This window comes from Janthinobacterium sp. P210006 (assembly GCF_036231885.1).
GTDB lineage: Bacteria > Pseudomonadota > Gammaproteobacteria > Burkholderiales > Burkholderiaceae_D > Janthinobacterium > Janthinobacterium violaceinigrum.
Map to the genome: position 1 here is coordinate 630,033 of NZ_JAZARD010000003.1, position 15,545 is coordinate 645,577.

The 15,545-nt window shown below is 65.6% G+C and carries 11 protein-coding genes; 4 read left to right on the plus strand and 7 right to left on the minus strand.

Features of this window, described 5'->3' with window-relative positions; translation table 11 throughout:
- The first annotated feature begins 16 nt into the window (after positions 1 to 16).
- Genes tssM through tssA form a run of 4 tightly spaced genes read left to right on the plus strand, consistent with a single transcriptional unit; the run spans position 17 to position 6,744 of the window.
- Entirely contained in the window at positions 17 to 3,832 is a 3,816-nt protein-coding gene (gene tssM, locus VPH41_RS16860; RefSeq protein WP_328571232.1) for a type VI secretion system membrane subunit TssM, read from the plus strand.
- Positions 3,829 to 4,809: a type VI secretion system-associated protein TagF gene (gene tagF, locus VPH41_RS16865; protein WP_328570872.1), complete on the plus strand. Its 981-nt coding sequence runs from the start codon at positions 3,829 to 3,831 to the stop codon at positions 4,807 to 4,809. Before tssM ends, tagF begins: the two co-directional genes overlap by 4 nt.
- A gap of 2 nt (positions 4,810 to 4,811) precedes the next feature.
- Positions 4,812 to 5,660 carry an OmpA family protein gene (locus VPH41_RS16870; protein WP_442906277.1) on the plus strand — a complete coding sequence of 283 codons (849 nt, stop codon included), beginning with the start codon at positions 4,812 to 4,814 and terminating at the stop codon, positions 5,658 to 5,660.
- A 49-nt stretch (positions 5,661 to 5,709) separates the two neighbouring features.
- Positions 5,710 to 6,744 carry a type VI secretion system protein TssA gene (gene tssA, locus VPH41_RS16875; protein WP_328570873.1) on the plus strand — a complete coding sequence of 345 codons (1,035 nt, stop codon included), beginning with the start codon at positions 5,710 to 5,712 and terminating at the stop codon, positions 6,742 to 6,744.
- Positions 6,745 to 6,792: 48 nt separating this feature from the next.
- Here tssA and tssH read toward each other — a convergent pair whose 3' ends face one another.
- From tssH to tssB, 7 genes are all read right to left on the minus strand, one after another.
- Positions 6,793 to 9,471, minus strand: coding sequence for a type VI secretion system ATPase TssH (gene tssH / locus VPH41_RS16880; protein ID WP_328570874.1), 2,679 nt, complete (start codon positions 9,469 to 9,471; stop codon positions 6,793 to 6,795).
- A 53-nt stretch (positions 9,472 to 9,524) separates the two neighbouring features.
- Positions 9,525 to 10,604, minus strand: a complete 1,080-nt coding sequence (tssG, locus tag VPH41_RS16885; protein ID WP_152284858.1) for a type VI secretion system baseplate subunit TssG — start codon at positions 10,602 to 10,604, stop codon at positions 9,525 to 9,527.
- Positions 10,568 to 12,412, minus strand: a complete 1,845-nt coding sequence (gene tssF / locus VPH41_RS16890; RefSeq protein WP_328570875.1) for a type VI secretion system baseplate subunit TssF — start codon at positions 12,410 to 12,412, stop codon at positions 10,568 to 10,570. Before tssF ends, tssG begins: the two co-directional genes overlap by 37 nt.
- 2 nt (positions 12,413 to 12,414) lie before the next feature.
- Entirely contained in the window at positions 12,415 to 12,906 is a 492-nt protein-coding gene (gene tssE, locus VPH41_RS16895) for a type VI secretion system baseplate subunit TssE (protein WP_152259427.1), read from the minus strand.
- 97 nt (positions 12,907 to 13,003) lie between these two features.
- Complete coding sequence (locus VPH41_RS16900; protein WP_152259428.1) at positions 13,004 to 13,495, minus strand: Hcp family type VI secretion system effector; 492 nt, start codon at positions 13,493 to 13,495, stop codon at positions 13,004 to 13,006.
- Positions 13,496 to 13,528: 33 nt separating this feature from the next.
- Positions 13,529 to 15,013, minus strand: coding sequence for a type VI secretion system contractile sheath large subunit (gene tssC / locus VPH41_RS16905; protein ID WP_328570876.1), 1,485 nt, complete (start codon positions 15,011 to 15,013; stop codon positions 13,529 to 13,531).
- Between the two features lies 1 nt (position 15,014).
- On the minus strand, positions 15,015 to 15,524 hold the full coding sequence (tssB, locus tag VPH41_RS16910; RefSeq protein WP_328570877.1) for a type VI secretion system contractile sheath small subunit: 510 nt from the start codon (positions 15,522 to 15,524) through the stop codon (positions 15,015 to 15,017).
- Between the last annotated feature and the right edge of the window lie 21 nt (positions 15,525 to 15,545).

A 15,545-nucleotide genomic window follows, 5' to 3' on the forward strand; every position in this document is an offset into this window, starting at 1 on the left:
TGCTCACTACACTATGATGCAACGATTTTGGCACCTCCTCACTTCCCGCTTCAGCCTGCTCATCCTGGGCAGCGTGGCATTCGTGCTGCTGCTCCTGGTCTGCACCGTCATCTTCGAATGGCCCTACCCGCCCGTGCTGGCGTTCCTGGCCGTGGCGGCGCTGCTGGCCGCCATGACGTGGTGGCTGCGCCGCCGGCGGCGCCTGCGCGATGGCGCCAGCTTCAGCAACATGCTGGAACAGCAGGCCAGCGGCGCCGCGCCGAAAGCGGGCGCCGTGCAGCGCGAGGAAACCGAGGCCATCCGCAAACGCATGCTGGAAGCCATCAGCACCATCAAGACTTCCAGGCTGGGCCAGCTGTCGGGCGATGCGGCCCTGTACGAATTGCCCTGGTATATGATCATCGGCAACCCTGCCGCCGGCAAAAGCACGGCGATCGCCAATTCCGGCCTGCAATTCCCCTTTGTCGACAGCAAGATCGTGCAAGGCCTGGGCGGCACCCGCAATTGCGACTGGTTCTTCACCACCGATGGCATCCTGCTCGACACGGCAGGCCGCTACTCCGTCAACGATGAAGACCGGGCCGAATGGTTCGGCTTTCTCGGCCTGCTGAAAAAGCACCGCAAGCGGGCGCCGGTCAACGGCATCATCATCGCCGTCAGCATCGCCGAACTGACGGGCAGCCGGCCCGAGTTCGCCATCGAACTGGCGAAGAACCTGCGCCAGCGCGTGCAGGAACTGACGGAAAAGCTGGAAGTGCACGCTCCCGTCTACGTGGTATTCACCAAGGCCGACCTGATCACGGGCTTCACCGAATTCTTCCAGGATGCGGAACGCGGCGAGCGCGACAAGGTCTGGGGCGCCACCCTGCCCTACAGCGTGAGCAGTTCGAAACAGGACGTGCTGGAACAGTTCGACCAGCGCTTCGACGAGCTGTACGACGGACTGAAAGACCTCAGCCTGGCCAGCATGGCCCTGCTGGGCCGCGAGCGCATGCCGCCCGGCGTGTTCACGTTCCCCCTGGAATTCAGCTCCATCAAGGGGCCGCTGCGCACCTTCATCGCCACCCTGTTCGAGGAAAACCCGTTCCAGTTCAAGCCCGTGTTCCGCGGTTTCTATTTCACCAGTGCATTGCAGGAAGGCGTTTCCGTCTCGGCCTCGTCGGAACGGGTGGCGCAGCGCTTCGACCTCAAGCTGCAGCCGCAGGAACAGGCTGCGGTCCAGGACCAGCACGGCTACTTCCTGCTCAACCTGTTCCGCAAGGTCATCTTCGCCGACAAGGACCTGGTGGCCCAGTACGCCAGCCCCCGCAAGACGCGGCTGCGCTATGCCACCTTCTTTGCGGCCATCGCGCTGGCCGGCCTGACCCTGGGCGGCTGGAGCTGGTCCTACCTGGCCAACCGCCAGCTGGCGGCCAATGTGCAGGCCGACCTGGACCAGGCCATCAAGGTTCAGGACAAGCGCCTCGACCTGCATTCGCGCTTCGAGGCGCTGGAAATCCTGCAGGACCGCATCGAACAGCTGGAAGCCTATCGCAGCAAGCGCCCGCTGGCCCTCAGCCTGGGCTTGTACCAGGGCGACTTCCTCGAACGCAAGCTGCGCGAAGAATACTTTTCCGGCGTGCGCGAAGTCATGCTCAAGCCGGTGACGCAATCGCTGGAAGCGTTTTTATCGGAAGTCAACGCGGGCGCGGGGCGCCTGCAGCCGATGACGGCCGCGCTGCCGGCGCCTGCCGTGGCGGCCGTGCCAGCCGTGGCGGCTCCTGCGGCCGCTGCAGTCCCGGCCGCCGCCACGGCGGCCACACCGGCAGTTGCTGCGGCGCCAGCGCCCACCGCGCCTGGCGTCCAGCAATTCAAGGATGCGGCGCCGGAAAGCGTGGAAGACGCCTACAACGGCTTGAAGACGTATCTGATGCTCAGCGACAAGTCGCGTGCCGAGGCCAGCCACCTGAACGACCAGCTGACGCGCTACTGGCGCGGCTGGCTCGACGCCAACCGGGGCAGCATGCCGCGCGAACAGATGATCCGCAGCGCCGAGCGCATGATCTCGTTCTACCTGACGCAGATCAATGACCCCTCGTGGCCGCAGATCGACCGCAAGCTGGCCCTCGTCGACCAGTCGCGCGACAGCCTGCGCCGCGTGGTGCGCGGCATGCCGGCGCGCGACCGCGTGTATGCCGACGTCAAGGCGCGCGCCGCCACGCGCTTCCCCTCGATGACGGTGGCCCGCATCGTTGGCGAGCAGGACAAGGAACTGGTGCTGGGCAGCTACGCCATCCCCGGCACATTTACCCGCGACGCCTGGGAAAAATATATCCAGCAAGCGTTCCAGGAAGCAGCCAACCGCGAATTGCAAAGCGCGGACTGGGTATTGAAGACGGCGTCGAAGGACGACCTCACCCTGGAAGGCAGCCCGGAACAGATCCAGAAAGCCCTCGTCGAGCTATACAAGAACGACTATGCGAAGGAGTGGCAGAAATTCCTCCAGGGTGTCAGCATCCGCGAATTGAACGGCTTCGACAACGCGGCGCAAGCCATGAACCGCCTGGGCGACCCGCAAGCATCGCCCATCAACAAGCTGATCGAGACGGTGTACCAGGAAACCTCGTGGGACAATCCCTCGCTGCTGGGCCAGGGCTTGCAGCGGGCACAGCGCGGCATGATGGATTGGTTCAAGGAAACGGTACTGCGCCAGAAACCGGCCGTGGCCGGCAGCCAGGCGGGTGGCACCCTGCCGATGGGCCCCGTCGGCCGCGAATTTTCAGGCGTGGCCCGCCTCGTCGTCGCCCGGGACAAGGATGCCTCGCCGATGCGCGGCTACCTGGCCGCGCTGTCCAAGCTGCGCGTGCGCCTCAACCAGATCAAGAACCAGGGCGACACAGGACCGGGCGCCAAGCAGCTGATGCAGCAGACGCTGGACGGCAGCGGCTCGGAACTGGCCGACGCCCTGAAATACGTGGACGAACAGATGCTGACGGGCATGAGCGACCCGCAAAAGCAGGCCATCCGGCCCCTGCTGGTGCGCCCGCTGATGCAGACCTTCGCCGTCATCGTCAAGCCCACCGAGACGGAAATCAACAAGGTCTGGCTGGCCCAGGTGCTCGAACCGTTCCAGAAGACCCTGGCGGCAAAGTATCCGTTCGCGCCCGATTCGCGCACCGAGGCGAGCAACGCCGATATCAGCCAGGTGTTCGGCCCGGAAGGCGCCATCGCCAAGTTCTTCAATACCGCCATCGGCCCCCTGGTGGTGCGCCGCGGCGACAGCATCAGCGCCAGGACGTGGGCGTCGATGGGCATCAGCCTGGCGCCGCCCGTGGTGGCCAGCCTGCCCGGCTGGATCGCGCCGCTCAGCGCGAATGGCGTGGCGACGGCGGCCGGCGCCGCCGAAGCGCAGACCCGCTTCGACCTGCAGGCGCTGAGCGCGCCGGGCGCCGCCGAATACACGATCGAGATCGATGGCCAGGCGCTGCGCTGGCGCGGCCAGCCGCAGCCGTGGATACACATGGTCTGGCCCAATCCGCAGGGCGTGCCCGGTTCGCGCATCAGCGCCATCACGCCGGAAGGGCGCAACGTCGTGCTGCTCAATGAACCGGGCCATTTCGGCCTGAAGAAAATGATCGATTCGGCCAAGCGCACGCGCAAGGAAGGCGGCGTATTCGAACTGAGCTGGGAAAACAGCGGCGTCACCGTGACGGCCAACCTGAAGATCGTCAACACGCCGGCGCCGGCGGCGGCCCCCGCCGGCGGCCAGGGCTTCCGTGGACTGAAGCTGCCGGAAACGGTGGTCAACAGTGTCCCCGAAGCGGGCGCCGCACTGGCAGGGAACACGCCATGAGCCGCCCGACGTCCACCGCGATCGGCTATTTCGGCAAGATCCCCAGCCGCGGCGACTTCGTCAAGAGCGGCGACAATCCCGCGCTGCTCAAGATGCTCGACGACTGGCTCGCCAACGCCATGGACCTGATGAGCGCCGACGCCCGCTGGAAGCTCACGTACGACGCGCTGGCGCCGCTGCATTTCGCCTTCATCGGCCCGCGCCGCGGACGCGCCATCGCCGGCCACATCGCTGCCAGCAGCGACGCCTCGTCGCGCCGCTTCCCGTTCCTGATGATGAGCGCAATGGAAGTGGGCAACCCGTCCGGCTTCGTGCCCACCAGTCCGCTGGTGCTGTCGCGCCTGTGGAACCGGCTCGATGCGCTCAGCGGCGGCATGCGCGGCGCCGAAGCCGCTGCCGCGCTGCAGGCCGCCAGCAGCGCCAGCGTCGAGCTGGACTTGCGCAGCAGCGCGTATGACGCCGCCTTCGACGACTTCCTCGACCTGCAGACGGTCGGCGCGCTCGATGCGCTGCTGGCGCCCACGGGCTTTGGCGGCTCCGTGCGCCAAGTGCTGCTGGCACTGGGCATGCTGCTGCAGCCCGTCATGGCCAGCAGTTCCAGCCGGCTGGAAAAAAGCCTGGAACTGCCGCTGCCGGACGACCCCCTGTACCGCAACCTGGTGGCGGCGTTCTGGATGCACCTGATCGTGCCCTTCCTGGCGCGCGCCGACTTCGAGCTGGCCCTGTTCATCACCCGCATCCGCGGACGCCACGCGCTGGTGCTGGGTTTTTGCGGCGCTTCGGCGCAGACGCTGCACGCCATCATGGAACCTCAGGCTGCGCTGGAACACCACATCGCCTTCGACGACCTGGCCTGGGTCGAGGAACACGTGGGCGGCGACTACGCGATCAAGAAGGTGTCAACCTACCTCGCGCAGGCGAACCTGTCACTCAAATCGGCGCACGACTCGTTCCGTGCCGCCTTCATCGGGACCTGACCATGCGCCACCTACGGATTACCTCCCTCGCCTGCCTGGCCCTTGCCGCGCCCGGCGCCCGCGCCCAGGCGCCCGCCTCCCCGTCCACTCAGGCCACGCCGGTGACGCCGGTTATGCCGGCCGCCATGCCCGCCATACCGGCCGCCGCCACGCCGCAGCCTGGCCAGGTGCTGGCCAGCGGCACGGTGCCCGACGAGGCGTCGAAGGCCGCCGTGCTGGCCCGCCTGCGCGACCTGTATGGCGCCGACAAGGTGGTCGACCAGATCGCCGTCGGCCAGGTCGCGCTGCCGGCCAACTGGAACGCCTACGTGCAAAAGCTGCTGACGCCGGACCTGAAGCAGATCCGCCGCGGCCAGCTGACGATAGACGGCAGCGTGGTCAGCGTGCGCGGCGAAGTGGCCAACGAGGCGCAGCGGCAAAAGATCGCCAGCGATTTCGCCACCAGCCTCAATCCCACCTACACGGTCAACAATGGCTTGCGCGTCTCCGCCGCGGACCAGAATATCCTCGACAAAACGCTGGCCAACCGCACCATCGAATTCGAAAGCGGCAAGACCACGCTGACGCCGTCCGGCCGCGCCATCCTCGACGAAATGGGCGCGGCGCTGCAAAAGCTGGCGGGACGCAAGGTCGACATCATCGGCCACACGGACAACCAGGGGCTGCGCGCCAGCAATCAGCACCTGAGCCAGGCGCGCGCCGAGGCGGTCAAGGCCTATCTGTCGTCCAAGGGCATCGATGGCGACTTGCTGAGCGCCTCGGGCCAGGGGCCGGACCGGCCCATCGCCAGCAACGACAGCACCGATGGCCGCGCACGCAACCGCCGCATCGAATTCCGCATGGTCCAGTAAGACCTGCCTGCCACCCGGCAAGCCATCCGCCACCTTTTTCGGGAATACCATGATTTCAGCCGACCAGCTCCTCCTTCCCATCAGCGCCGGCCAGCCGTGCGGCATCGACCTTTCCTTTTCCACCGAGCTCGATGCGATCAGCCAGGCGCGCAAGTTCGACGATCCCTCGCTCGACCAGGGCGAATGGGTCACCGACCTGAAGGAGGCCGACTGGTCTTTCGTACAGCGCCGCTGCGCCGCGCTGCTGGCCGAAAAAAGCAAGGACTTGCGGCTGGCCGCCTGGCTGGCCGAGGCCAGCGCCAAGCAAGACCATTTGCAGGGACTGGGCCAGGGCTACCGCCTGCTGGCAGGCTTGTGCCGGCAATACTGGGACCTGGGGCTGTATCCGCCAGCCGATGGGGGCGACCACGAGCAGCGTATCGGCAACCTGAGCTGGATTTTGGCCCGCACGCCCGCCCTGGTGCGCGCCATGCCCTTGACGGACAAGCAGTCCGGCGGCTGGTCCAGCATCGATTTCGACACGGCGCGCAAGCGGGCCGCCAGCAACCAGGATGGCGTCAACGGCGTGAAGCTGGCGGACATGGAAGCGGCGCGGCGCAACAACTCGGCGCAGTTCCGCGCCACCTTCGCCGCCGACGCCCAGTTCTGCCTGGACGCGCTGGCGGAACTGGAGCACGCCGCCGATGCGCGGCTGGGCAAGGACAGTCCCGGCTTTTCGCAGGCGCGCGAAGCGCTGCAATCGATACAGCGCGCAGTGCCCCAGGTCGCCGTCCCCGCTCACGCTACGCTACCCGCCGCCGTGCTCCCGGGCAGCGGCCACGCGCCTGGCGCCGCCACGCCGCCGCTGCCGCCCGCGGTGCCGGGCGAGATCCACAGCCGCGCCCAGGCCCTGGCGCAGCTGCGCCAGGTGGCGCTGTACTTCCGCCAGACGGAACCCCACAGCCCCGTTTCGTATTTCGCCGACAAGGCGGCCGACGCGGGCGAGCAGACGCTGCACGAATGGCTGCGCAGCGTGGTCAAGGACAGCGTCTCGCTGGCGCATATCGAGGAACTGCTGGGCGTGCAGCCGCCCGCCAGCCATTGAACGGCAGGCCGGGCCACCGCGCGGCGGCCCGGCGCGCATGGCGGACCGCTATTTGATCGTATACTTGAACTGCCCCTGCTTGCTGGCGCTGACCTTGATCTTGCTGATCGCCAGTCCCTCCGCCATTTTCGCCAGCACGGATTCGGCAATTTCCGGCAGCAGGCTGCCGTTGAGGATATGGTCGACATTGCGCGCCCCCGAATCGACTTCGGTACAGCGCGCCAGCACGGCCTCCACCAGTGCCTCGTCATAGGTGAATTCGGCCTGGTGGTTGGCGCCCACGCGCGCGGCGATCTTGCGCAGCTTGAGGTCGATGATCCTGGCCAGCACGTCGTCGCTGATCGGATAATAGGGAATCACCTTCAGGCGCCCCAGAAAGGCCGGCTTGAAGGCCTTCAGCAACTGCGGGCGGATGGCCAGTTCCAGCTGCTCCGGCGTGGGCACGTCTTCCGGCGCCAGGTTCAGGCAGGCCTGCATCATGGTGGCCGACGCCACGTTCGAGGTGAGGATGATGATGGTGTTCTTGAAATCGATCTCGCGCCCCTCGGCATCGTCCATCACGCCCTTGTCGAACACCTGGAAGAACAGCTCCATGACATCGGGATGCGCCTTTTCCACCTCATCGAGCAGCAGCACGCTGTATGGATTGCGGCGCACCGCCTCGGTGAGCACCCCGCCCTCGCCATAGCCGACATAGCCGGGCGGCGAGCCTTTCAGGCCGGAGACGCTGTGCGCTTCCTGGTATTCGCTCATGTTGATGGTGATGAGCTTGCGTTCGCCGCCATACAGCGCGTCGGCCAGCGCCAGCGCCGTTTCCGTCTTGCCGATGCCGGACGGGCCGACGAACAGGAACACGCCCTTGGGCTTGTCGGGGTCGTCGAGGTTGGCGCGCGAGGTGCGCACGCGCTGCGCCACCGCCTCGATCGCATGGGACTGGCCCAGCACGCGCTCTTCCAGCAAGTCCTTCAGCTTCAGCACGGTGCGGATTTCATCCTTGACCATCTTCCCGAGCGGGATGCCGGTCCAGCCGGCGACGATTTCCGCCACCACGTGGCCATCGACCTGTACCGGCACCATCGGCGTTTCGCCCTGCAATGCGCGCAATTCCTGCAACAGCGCCTGCAGGTCGCCGGCCTGGCTGGCGTCCGACGGCAGCGCGGGGCTGGCCGCACCCGCGTCTTCCAGCTCCTGGCGGGCCGCCCGGACCTTTTCGCCCAGCGCCTTTTCCGTTTCCCAGCGCGCGGCCAGCGTCCCGTGTTCGCCGGCGGCGGCAGTGCGCGCCGCGCGCAGCGCCTTCAGGCGCGCCGCATGGCTGGCGCCGCCGCTTTCCTCGCGCGCCAGGGCGGACGCTTCCGCATCGATGCGTTCCAGCTGGCGCGCCAGCTTGTCGAGCAGCGCCGGCGTGGCGCTCTGCCCCAGCGCCACCCTGGCGCAAGCCGTATCGAGCACGCTGATCGCCTTGTCCGGCAGCTGGCGCCCCATGATGTAGCGGTGCGACAGGCGCACGGCCTCGCTGATCGCTTCATCGAAGATGCGCACGTTGAAATGCTTTTCCATCAGCGGCACCATGCCGCGCAACATGGCGCACGCCAGTTCCTCGCTGGGTTCCTCGATCTTGACCACCTGGAAACGGCGCGCCAGCGCCGCATCCTTTTCAAAATATTTCTTGTATTCGCCCCAGGTGGTGGCGGCGATGGTGCGCAGCTCGCCCCGCGCCAGCGCCGGTTTCAGCAGGTTGGCGGCGTCGTTCTGCCCGGCGCTGCCGCCCGCGCCTATCATCGTGTGCGCTTCGTCGATGAACAGGATGATCGCATGCGGGCTTTTGCTCACTTCGCCGATGACGTTCTTCAGCCGGTTCTCGAACTCGCCCTTGACGCTGGCGCCCGCCTGCAGCAGTCCCATGTCCAGCGTGTGGATTTCCACGCCCCGCAGGATGTCCGGCACGTCGCCCTGCACGATGCGCAGCGCCAGCCCTTCGACCACCGCCGTCTTGCCCACGCCCGCCTCGCCCGTCAGGATGGGATTGTTCTGGCGCCGCCGCATCAGGATATCGATCGCCTGGCGGATTTCCAGGTCGCGCCCGATCACCGGGTCGACCTTGCCGTCGCGCGCGCGCGCCGTCAGGTTGACCGTGAACTGGTCCAGCGCCGGCGTCTTCGATGCCACCGCCCGGCCTTCCAGTTCTCCCACGGGATCGCCGCCCTCGCCGTCCTGCGCCGCGTCGCCCGCGGCCGGCCCGGCGCGTTCCTGCGAGCCATCGGTCAGCGTCTCCAGCTTGTGCTTGATCTCGTCAAGCTTGAACTGGTGGAACAGGGCCGAGCCCCGGTACGCGAGCTGCGCCAGTTCCGGCTCCGTCAGCAGCGCCTGCAGCAGGTGCGCGCTGCGGATGCTCACCTGGTGGCCGGCCCGCAAGTCGAGCGAGGCGATCAGCCAGGCGTGTTCAAACAGTTTCGGCAGCCGCGGCGAAAACACGGGCGTGCGCGCATTGCCCGTCTGCAGCCGGGCCACCTCGGCCCGCAAATCCCCTTCCAGCGCGCCGATGTCGATGCCGTTGCGGCGCGCGATCAGCACGAAGTCGCTCTGCGGCTGCTCCAGCAAGGCCAGGAACACGTGCTCGAGATCGACCTCGTACTGTCCCAGGCCCACGCAGATGCTGGCGGCGCGCGTGGCGGCAGTGCGGCAGGTGTCATTCAGCTTGCTGATCAGCGTCTTCAGGTTGATGCTCATGGGGCGGCGGTCCTTGTATGGGGTTGAAAGGGAGGCGAAACCGGTACGCTGGCTCAGGCAAGCGTGTGTAATTCGTAGCGGACGTCGGCGCGGTCCTGCGCTTCGCCGCCCGTGATCAGAAAACTGTCCCAGCCCAGCCGGCCGCCGCCACGCGGCTCGTCCAGGCGCACGCCCTGCACGTCGCTGGCGCGCAGCACCAGCTGCACTTCGTACTCGAGACACAGGCTGGTGAACATGGCGAGCATTTTCTCCAGCGCCCGCGCGGCCGGGCCGCCGGGCAGGAAGGCGTCGAAATGGACGCGCGCCAGCGGGCCGATGGTCAGGCGCATGCGCAGGTCGCGTTGCCACACGCGCCCGCCCACCAGCGCGGTGGCGCCCAGCACGGCGTTGTTCGCGCCCAGGGTGCTTTGCTGCTCGCGCGGCACGTCGTACCAGCAGCCGATGAACTGGCTGACCGTCACGCTTTGGCCGAAATACTCGGACAGCACCTGGCCGATCATCACGGCGGACGGGGGCCGGTGGCGCATGGCGGCGGCAAAGAAGCCCACCGATTCGTCCAGCACGCCGTCGCCGGCCAGGCGGTCGCGCAGCGAAGCGTGGCCCAGTCCCGCCAGCGACAGCAGCAGCGGCAGGAACTGGTCCTTGCCATCGAGCTGGTACTTGAGCTCCAGCCGGTATTTGCGCCAGGCTTCGTAAAACAGGGCCAGGGCGCGGTTGGAAAACGTGTCGAGGAAGGCGCGCGGCCCCTCGTCCTTGGCGTCGAACTGGTGCCCGGCAATGCGTTCCGTGTAGTGCGCCGGCAGCGCGCCGGCGACGCCGAGAAACCCCATGAAGGCGGGCGTGATGCGCACATACTTGAGCTGCGCGCTGCGCAGCGCCGCACCCAGCGTGCCCGCGTCGGTGGCCAGCCCGCGCGGTTCCGGCCGCAGCGATTCGATCTGGCTGGGGGCAAAATCGAGCGAGACGGAATTCTGGAAGCGCAGGAAATTGGCAACGGCGCCTTCATGCGCCATGCCATTGCGCCGCAGCCAGAGCTCCAGCAGCCGCACGGCCTGGAAGTACTGGAAGCGGTACGGCTGCGCAAACAGGCGCTCGATTACACTAGGCTCGAATCGCCGCTTCGTGGTTTGCATCGCAACAGCTCCTCTCCCGATTTCTTGGCCACCAGCACCAGTTGCGTGAAGCTGTTCGCATGCACGTACAGTCCCAGGAAACAGTCGACGACGTGGGCAAACGCATGGATGCCGCTGCCGACGAACGCTTCCTCGTCTATCGTCAGCCGCACTTCGATGCCGCGCACCAGGCAGGCGAACGGGTTGCCGGGAAGCCAGGCATTGACGGCCTTGTGGGCAATCGCCGTGAGGCCGCGGATCTGCCGCTGCGACGTCGGCGAACGGGGCAAGTCATACAGGGCCAGCATTTCCTGGAAGGCGTCCAGGCCGCTGCCAGCCAGCGACAGGTGATTGAGCGACAGGTGCGAGATCAGGCGCCAGTGGGCGCCCCGCCCCCGCTCGAAACGGTACGATTCGGTGGGTTTGCGCAGCAGGCTGATGCTGCGTACGCTGGAGCCGCCCTCGAGGAACAGGTCGCCGCCGCGCAAACCATAGGTCAGCTGCGCCGGCAAGTCGCGGTTGGTGCAGCTCAGCTCCAGGCTCAGCGTATCCGTTTCCACGGCGGCCGGATCGAAGTCGATATCGACGATCGATATCTCCGTTTCATAGCCGGGACTCTTGTGGGCGATGACCTCGTCGCGCCGCATCACCCAGTAATGCCCTTCCCTGGCGGGCGTCTGGCCGTGGCGCAGCGAATAGAACGGACGGAATTCGATCACCGACTCGCCTTGCGGCGTCTGCCGTACCAGCTTGACGGAATCGATGGCATGCACTTCGAACGCATAGGCGCGGCGTGCATCGGCCAGCACCGGATAGCTGGCCGCCGTATGCGTGATGCGTATCGGCTCGCCCCGCTGGCGGAACAGATTGACCACCGGCGTGCAGCCCAGCAGCAGGTTATGCGTCGACATGCTCCCCAGCAGGCGCGCCGTATTCGAATCCGTGCGCAGACCGCTCAGCGCCAGGTGCAGGGTGATGCGGCGGCATCCGGCCGGCAGCGCCGCGCACAGCGCGCCCAGGTCGATGTCGAAGAAATTGAATTTTTCGGGAAAGCAGAAATACTCGGTCAGCAGCCGGTACGCCGGATGCGAGCGGGCCGCAAACGGAATCAGCGCATCGTCTTCGGCAAAGCCGGCGCTGCTGACGGGAGTGGCGTCCAGCGCGATCCAGCGGCCGTTCTCGTCCGCTTCCGCGTAGGCCCGCACGGTGCGCATGAACAGCGCATCGCGCAGCGCCGCGCAAAACGAGGGCTGGCCGTCGATGAACACGCGCAGCGACTGCAGGCCCAACTGGGCCAGCGAGAGCTGCTCCGCGCTCGACTCGAGGCGCATGCTCACGCCCGAGGTGGCGTTCGATGGCAGCTGCGCCTGCTCCGGCGCGGCGATGATGGGGGAAAACGCCGCGTGCGTCAGCGCCAGCGGCGCCACGGTGACGGCATACGCCGTGCGGAAGGTGCAGGCCACGCCTTTCACGGGACGCGTCGTCAGTTCCGTGCCGCGGGCGATCTCGGTGGCGGCCGTCAGCTGCGCCGCGGCGGCCGCGTAATCCATGCGCGCGATCGAACAGCTGGGAAAAGGCCGCAGATAATGCGGATACAGCACCTCGAACAGCGCTTCCGTGAATTCGGGATAGTCATCGTCGAGGCGCTTGGAAATGCGCGAATTGAGCAGCGCGAAGGACTGTATCATGCGTTCGATATGCGGGTCTTCGCATACTTCGCCGCCCATCAGCAGGCGGCCGGCGATCTTCGGGTAGCGTTCGGAGAATTCGCGCGAATAGCGGCGCAGGAATCCCAGCTCCCGCTCGTAATACGGTAACAGTTCTTCCAAGGTCAGGCTCCCGTCTGCGCCGCGCGGCGCCCCTTGCTGATGGTGTAATGCAGGCTGGAAGGCTGCAGGATGGCGTCGAAATTGACGGGTTCATGTGCGGCATGCACCACCAGCAGCGCGCTGATGGCGAAATTGAGGCGGTTGATCGAGCCTTCCTGGATTTCCAGCGAGGCGCGCACATTGCGCAGGCGCGGCTCGTGGCGGGCGATGGCCTTCTCCAGGCACTGGCAGATATGCGCGCGGTCATCGGTGCTGGACAGGCTCAAGCCAGCAAAATCGTTCAAGCCATAGGTGATGATGGACTTGCCGCATTCGGGAAATTTTTTCAGCAGCGCCTCGGGCAGCACCGTGCGCGTGTTCAGCAGCGCCTCCAAGTCGCGCGCCACGGTATCCTTCAGATCCTCGAGCGAGAGGCGCGAGATGGTGCCGCTCGATGCGCCATGGACGGGCGTATCCATCAGGCGGTCGAACAGGCCCGGCGTAAAACCTTTCATAGGCATCCCGCATCAAAGGTAGGAAAGGCCCGTAACCCGCGGCCTGGACAGCCAGCGGCGGGCACGGCAGATATGCGCGCTGGCGCGCGCAGCACGATCAGGCTGTCTTGTTGGCCGACAAGTCCCAGCCGCCGGACGTATTGCCGCCCGAACCGCCGCCGACTTTTTGCTGCGTGTATTTCCACTTGACCTTGGAATACTTGAGCGACAAGTCTTCGCCGAGAATGTCGCCTGCGGCCACCGACGGCGCCACGCTGCTGATCATCACATTCTCCAGTTCGATTTCAAAGTACTTGATGCGCTCGCCCTGGCCATCGGCGCGCAGAAACTCGAGCTTAGCCTTGGGAATGGTTTTGCCTGACGAGCAGGTTTGCAGCAGCAGGGGGCTGGCCAGGTCGGCCATCTTGGCGATGACGATATCCTTGTGCTCCGTGCGTTCGGCCGTATGGCCGCCGCCCGTCGATGCCGTCGCCGACTTGGGTTGCAACACTTGCCACTGGACCGACTTGCATTCGATCCAATCCTTGTGGCTGTTATCCGTGGATTCGCCTTTGATGCCATCAATTTGCAAGTAAACGTCGATTGCCATGTTATTCCTTTCAATTGTATAAAGAAAAATGCATTACGATTTGGTCGACTGCGGAAGCTCCGCGACCAAACGGAGTGAAACGGATAATTCGTCAAGCTGGAAATGGGGACGCAGGAAGGACACGGCGCGGTACACGCCGGGCCGGCCCGGCACTTCGGCCACCTGCACGGAAGCCTCGCGCAGCGGGAACTGGGCCTTCTGTTCCTGGCTGGCGTTATCGTCGAGCAGCACATACTGCGTCAGCCAGCGGTTCAGGAAATCCTCGACGTTGGCGGCGGCGGCAAAGCTGCCGATTTTGTCGCGCATCATGGCCTTCATGTAGTGGGCGATGCGCGAGACGGCAAAGATGTATTGCAGCTGGGCCGACAGCACCGCGTTCGCATTGGCCGAATCGGTATTGTATTTTTTCGCCTTCTGCGCCGATTGGGCGCCGAAGAACGCGGCGTAATCCGTGTTCTTGCAATGCACGAGCGAAATGAAGCCCAGGTCCGACAGCTCCTTTTCGCGGCGGTCCGTGATGGCGATCTCGGCCGGGCATTTCAAGGCCACTTCGCCTTCGTCCGTCTTGAAGGTATGCGTGGGCAAGTCTTCCACCAGCCCGCCGCCCTCCACGCCGCGGATGGCCGCGCACCAGCCGTAATCCTCGAAGGCGGCCGTCAGCTTGGTGCCGAACGCATAGGCGGCGTTGCACCACAGGTATTTCTGGTGGTCCGTGCCGTCCACGTCCTCGACGAAATTGAAGCCTTCGACGGTGGCGCCGTCGGCCGGATTGAATGGCAGGCGGCCCAGGAAACGGGGCAAGGTCAGGCCCACATAGCGGGCATCTTCCGATTCGCGCAGCGATTTCCACTTCGCGTATTCGACCGTATCGAAGACCTTGGCCAGGTCGCGCGGCTTGCCCAGGTCGCTGTAGCTTTCCAGGCCAAACAGTTCCGGCGAGGCGGCCGAGATGAACGGCGCGTGGGCGGCCGCGGCCACATGCGACATCTGCTCGATGAAATACATGTCTTCCGGCTGCCGGCTGAATTCGAAGTCGCCCAGCAGGGTGCCGAAGGGGGCGCCGCCAAACGTGCCGAATTCCTCTTCGTAGACCTTCTTGAACATGGTCGACTGGTCGAATTCCAGCGCGCTCTGGAAATCCTTGACCAGTTCGCGCTTGGTCGCGTTCATCATCTTGATCTTCAGGTTCGTGCCCGTCGACGTGTTCTTGACCAGGTAATGCAGGCCCGTCCAGCTGCTTTCCAGCTTCTGGAATTCGGGCGCATGCATGATGGCGCTCAGCTGCTGGGAAATCAGCCGGTCCAGCTCGGCCACGCGGGCGTCGATGGTTGCGGCCAGGTTGTTCGACACCACGACCGTGCCTTCCATGACCTGGCTGACCAGTTCGGAGATCAGGTCGCGCGCGCGCGCATGCTCGACGCTGGACTTGGCCACCTTGCTCTGCTCCACGATCTGGTCGAGCAAGTCGATCTCGGTGGCGCCGGAGGTGCTCAATGAGGGAGTCATCTGTGCGGACATATCAGTCTTTCCTGACGTTGGAGTGTTGTTCCAGCTGGGCCAGTTTCTCGGTGCTGTTGAGCACATCGTTGAGGATGTCTTCCAGCTTGTCGTTGCCGGCCAGCTTGTTGCGCAGGTCGGCCAGCTTGGTGCGCGCTTCGAGCAGCTTGCGCAGCGGCTCCACCTGTTCCACCACCGCCTCGGGACGGAAGTCGCCCATGGAATGGAACTTGAGTTCGATGCCGAACTGGCCACCGGCGTCGCTCAATTCGTTGGGAACGCGGAAGGTCGCGCGCGGCTCGATACCCTTGAGCACGGCATCGAAATTATCGCGGTCGATGTCGACGAACTTGCGGTCCTTCAGGCGTTTCTGTTCCAGCTCGGAATTGCCGCCGAAGTCGCCCACCACGCCCACCACAAAGGGCAGCTCCTTGTTTTCAATCGCGTCGCCGATCTCGACGTCGTACGTCATCTGCACGCGCGGCGGGCGGACCTTTTGCAGGCGCTTCTGGACACTATCTTTTTTAGACATCACATCCCCTTCGAAAAGAAT

What these genes read in the sequence shown, in the direction of transcription:
- tssM (WP_328571232.1), top strand. Translation starts at nt 17, where the DNA reads ATGCAACGATTTTGGCACCTCCTCACTTCCCGCTTCAGCCTGCTCATC.
- tagF (WP_328570872.1), top strand. Translation starts at nt 3,829, where the DNA reads ATGAGCCGCCCGACGTCCACCGCGATCGGCTATTTCGGCAAGATCCCC.
- VPH41_RS16870 (WP_442906277.1), top strand. Translation starts at nt 4,812, where the DNA reads ATGCGCCACCTACGGATTACCTCCCTCGCCTGCCTGGCCCTTGCCGCG.
- tssA (WP_328570873.1), top strand. Translation starts at nt 5,710, where the DNA reads ATGATTTCAGCCGACCAGCTCCTCCTTCCCATCAGCGCCGGCCAGCCG.
- tssH (WP_328570874.1), bottom strand. Translation starts at nt 9,471, where the DNA reads ATGAGCATCAACCTGAAGACGCTGATCAGCAAGCTGAATGACACCTGC.
- tssG (WP_152284858.1), bottom strand. Translation starts at nt 10,604, where the DNA reads ATGCAAACCACGAAGCGGCGATTCGAGCCTAGTGTAATCGAGCGCCTG.
- tssE (WP_152259427.1), bottom strand. Translation starts at nt 12,906, where the DNA reads ATGAAAGGTTTTACGCCGGGCCTGTTCGACCGCCTGATGGATACGCCC.
- VPH41_RS16900 (WP_152259428.1), bottom strand. Translation starts at nt 13,495, where the DNA reads ATGGCAATCGACGTTTACTTGCAAATTGATGGCATCAAAGGCGAATCC.
- tssC (WP_328570876.1), bottom strand. Translation starts at nt 15,013, where the DNA reads ATGTCCGCACAGATGACTCCCTCATTGAGCACCTCCGGCGCCACCGAG.
- tssB (WP_328570877.1), bottom strand. Translation starts at nt 15,524, where the DNA reads ATGTCTAAAAAAGATAGTGTCCAGAAGCGCCTGCAAAAGGTCCGCCCG.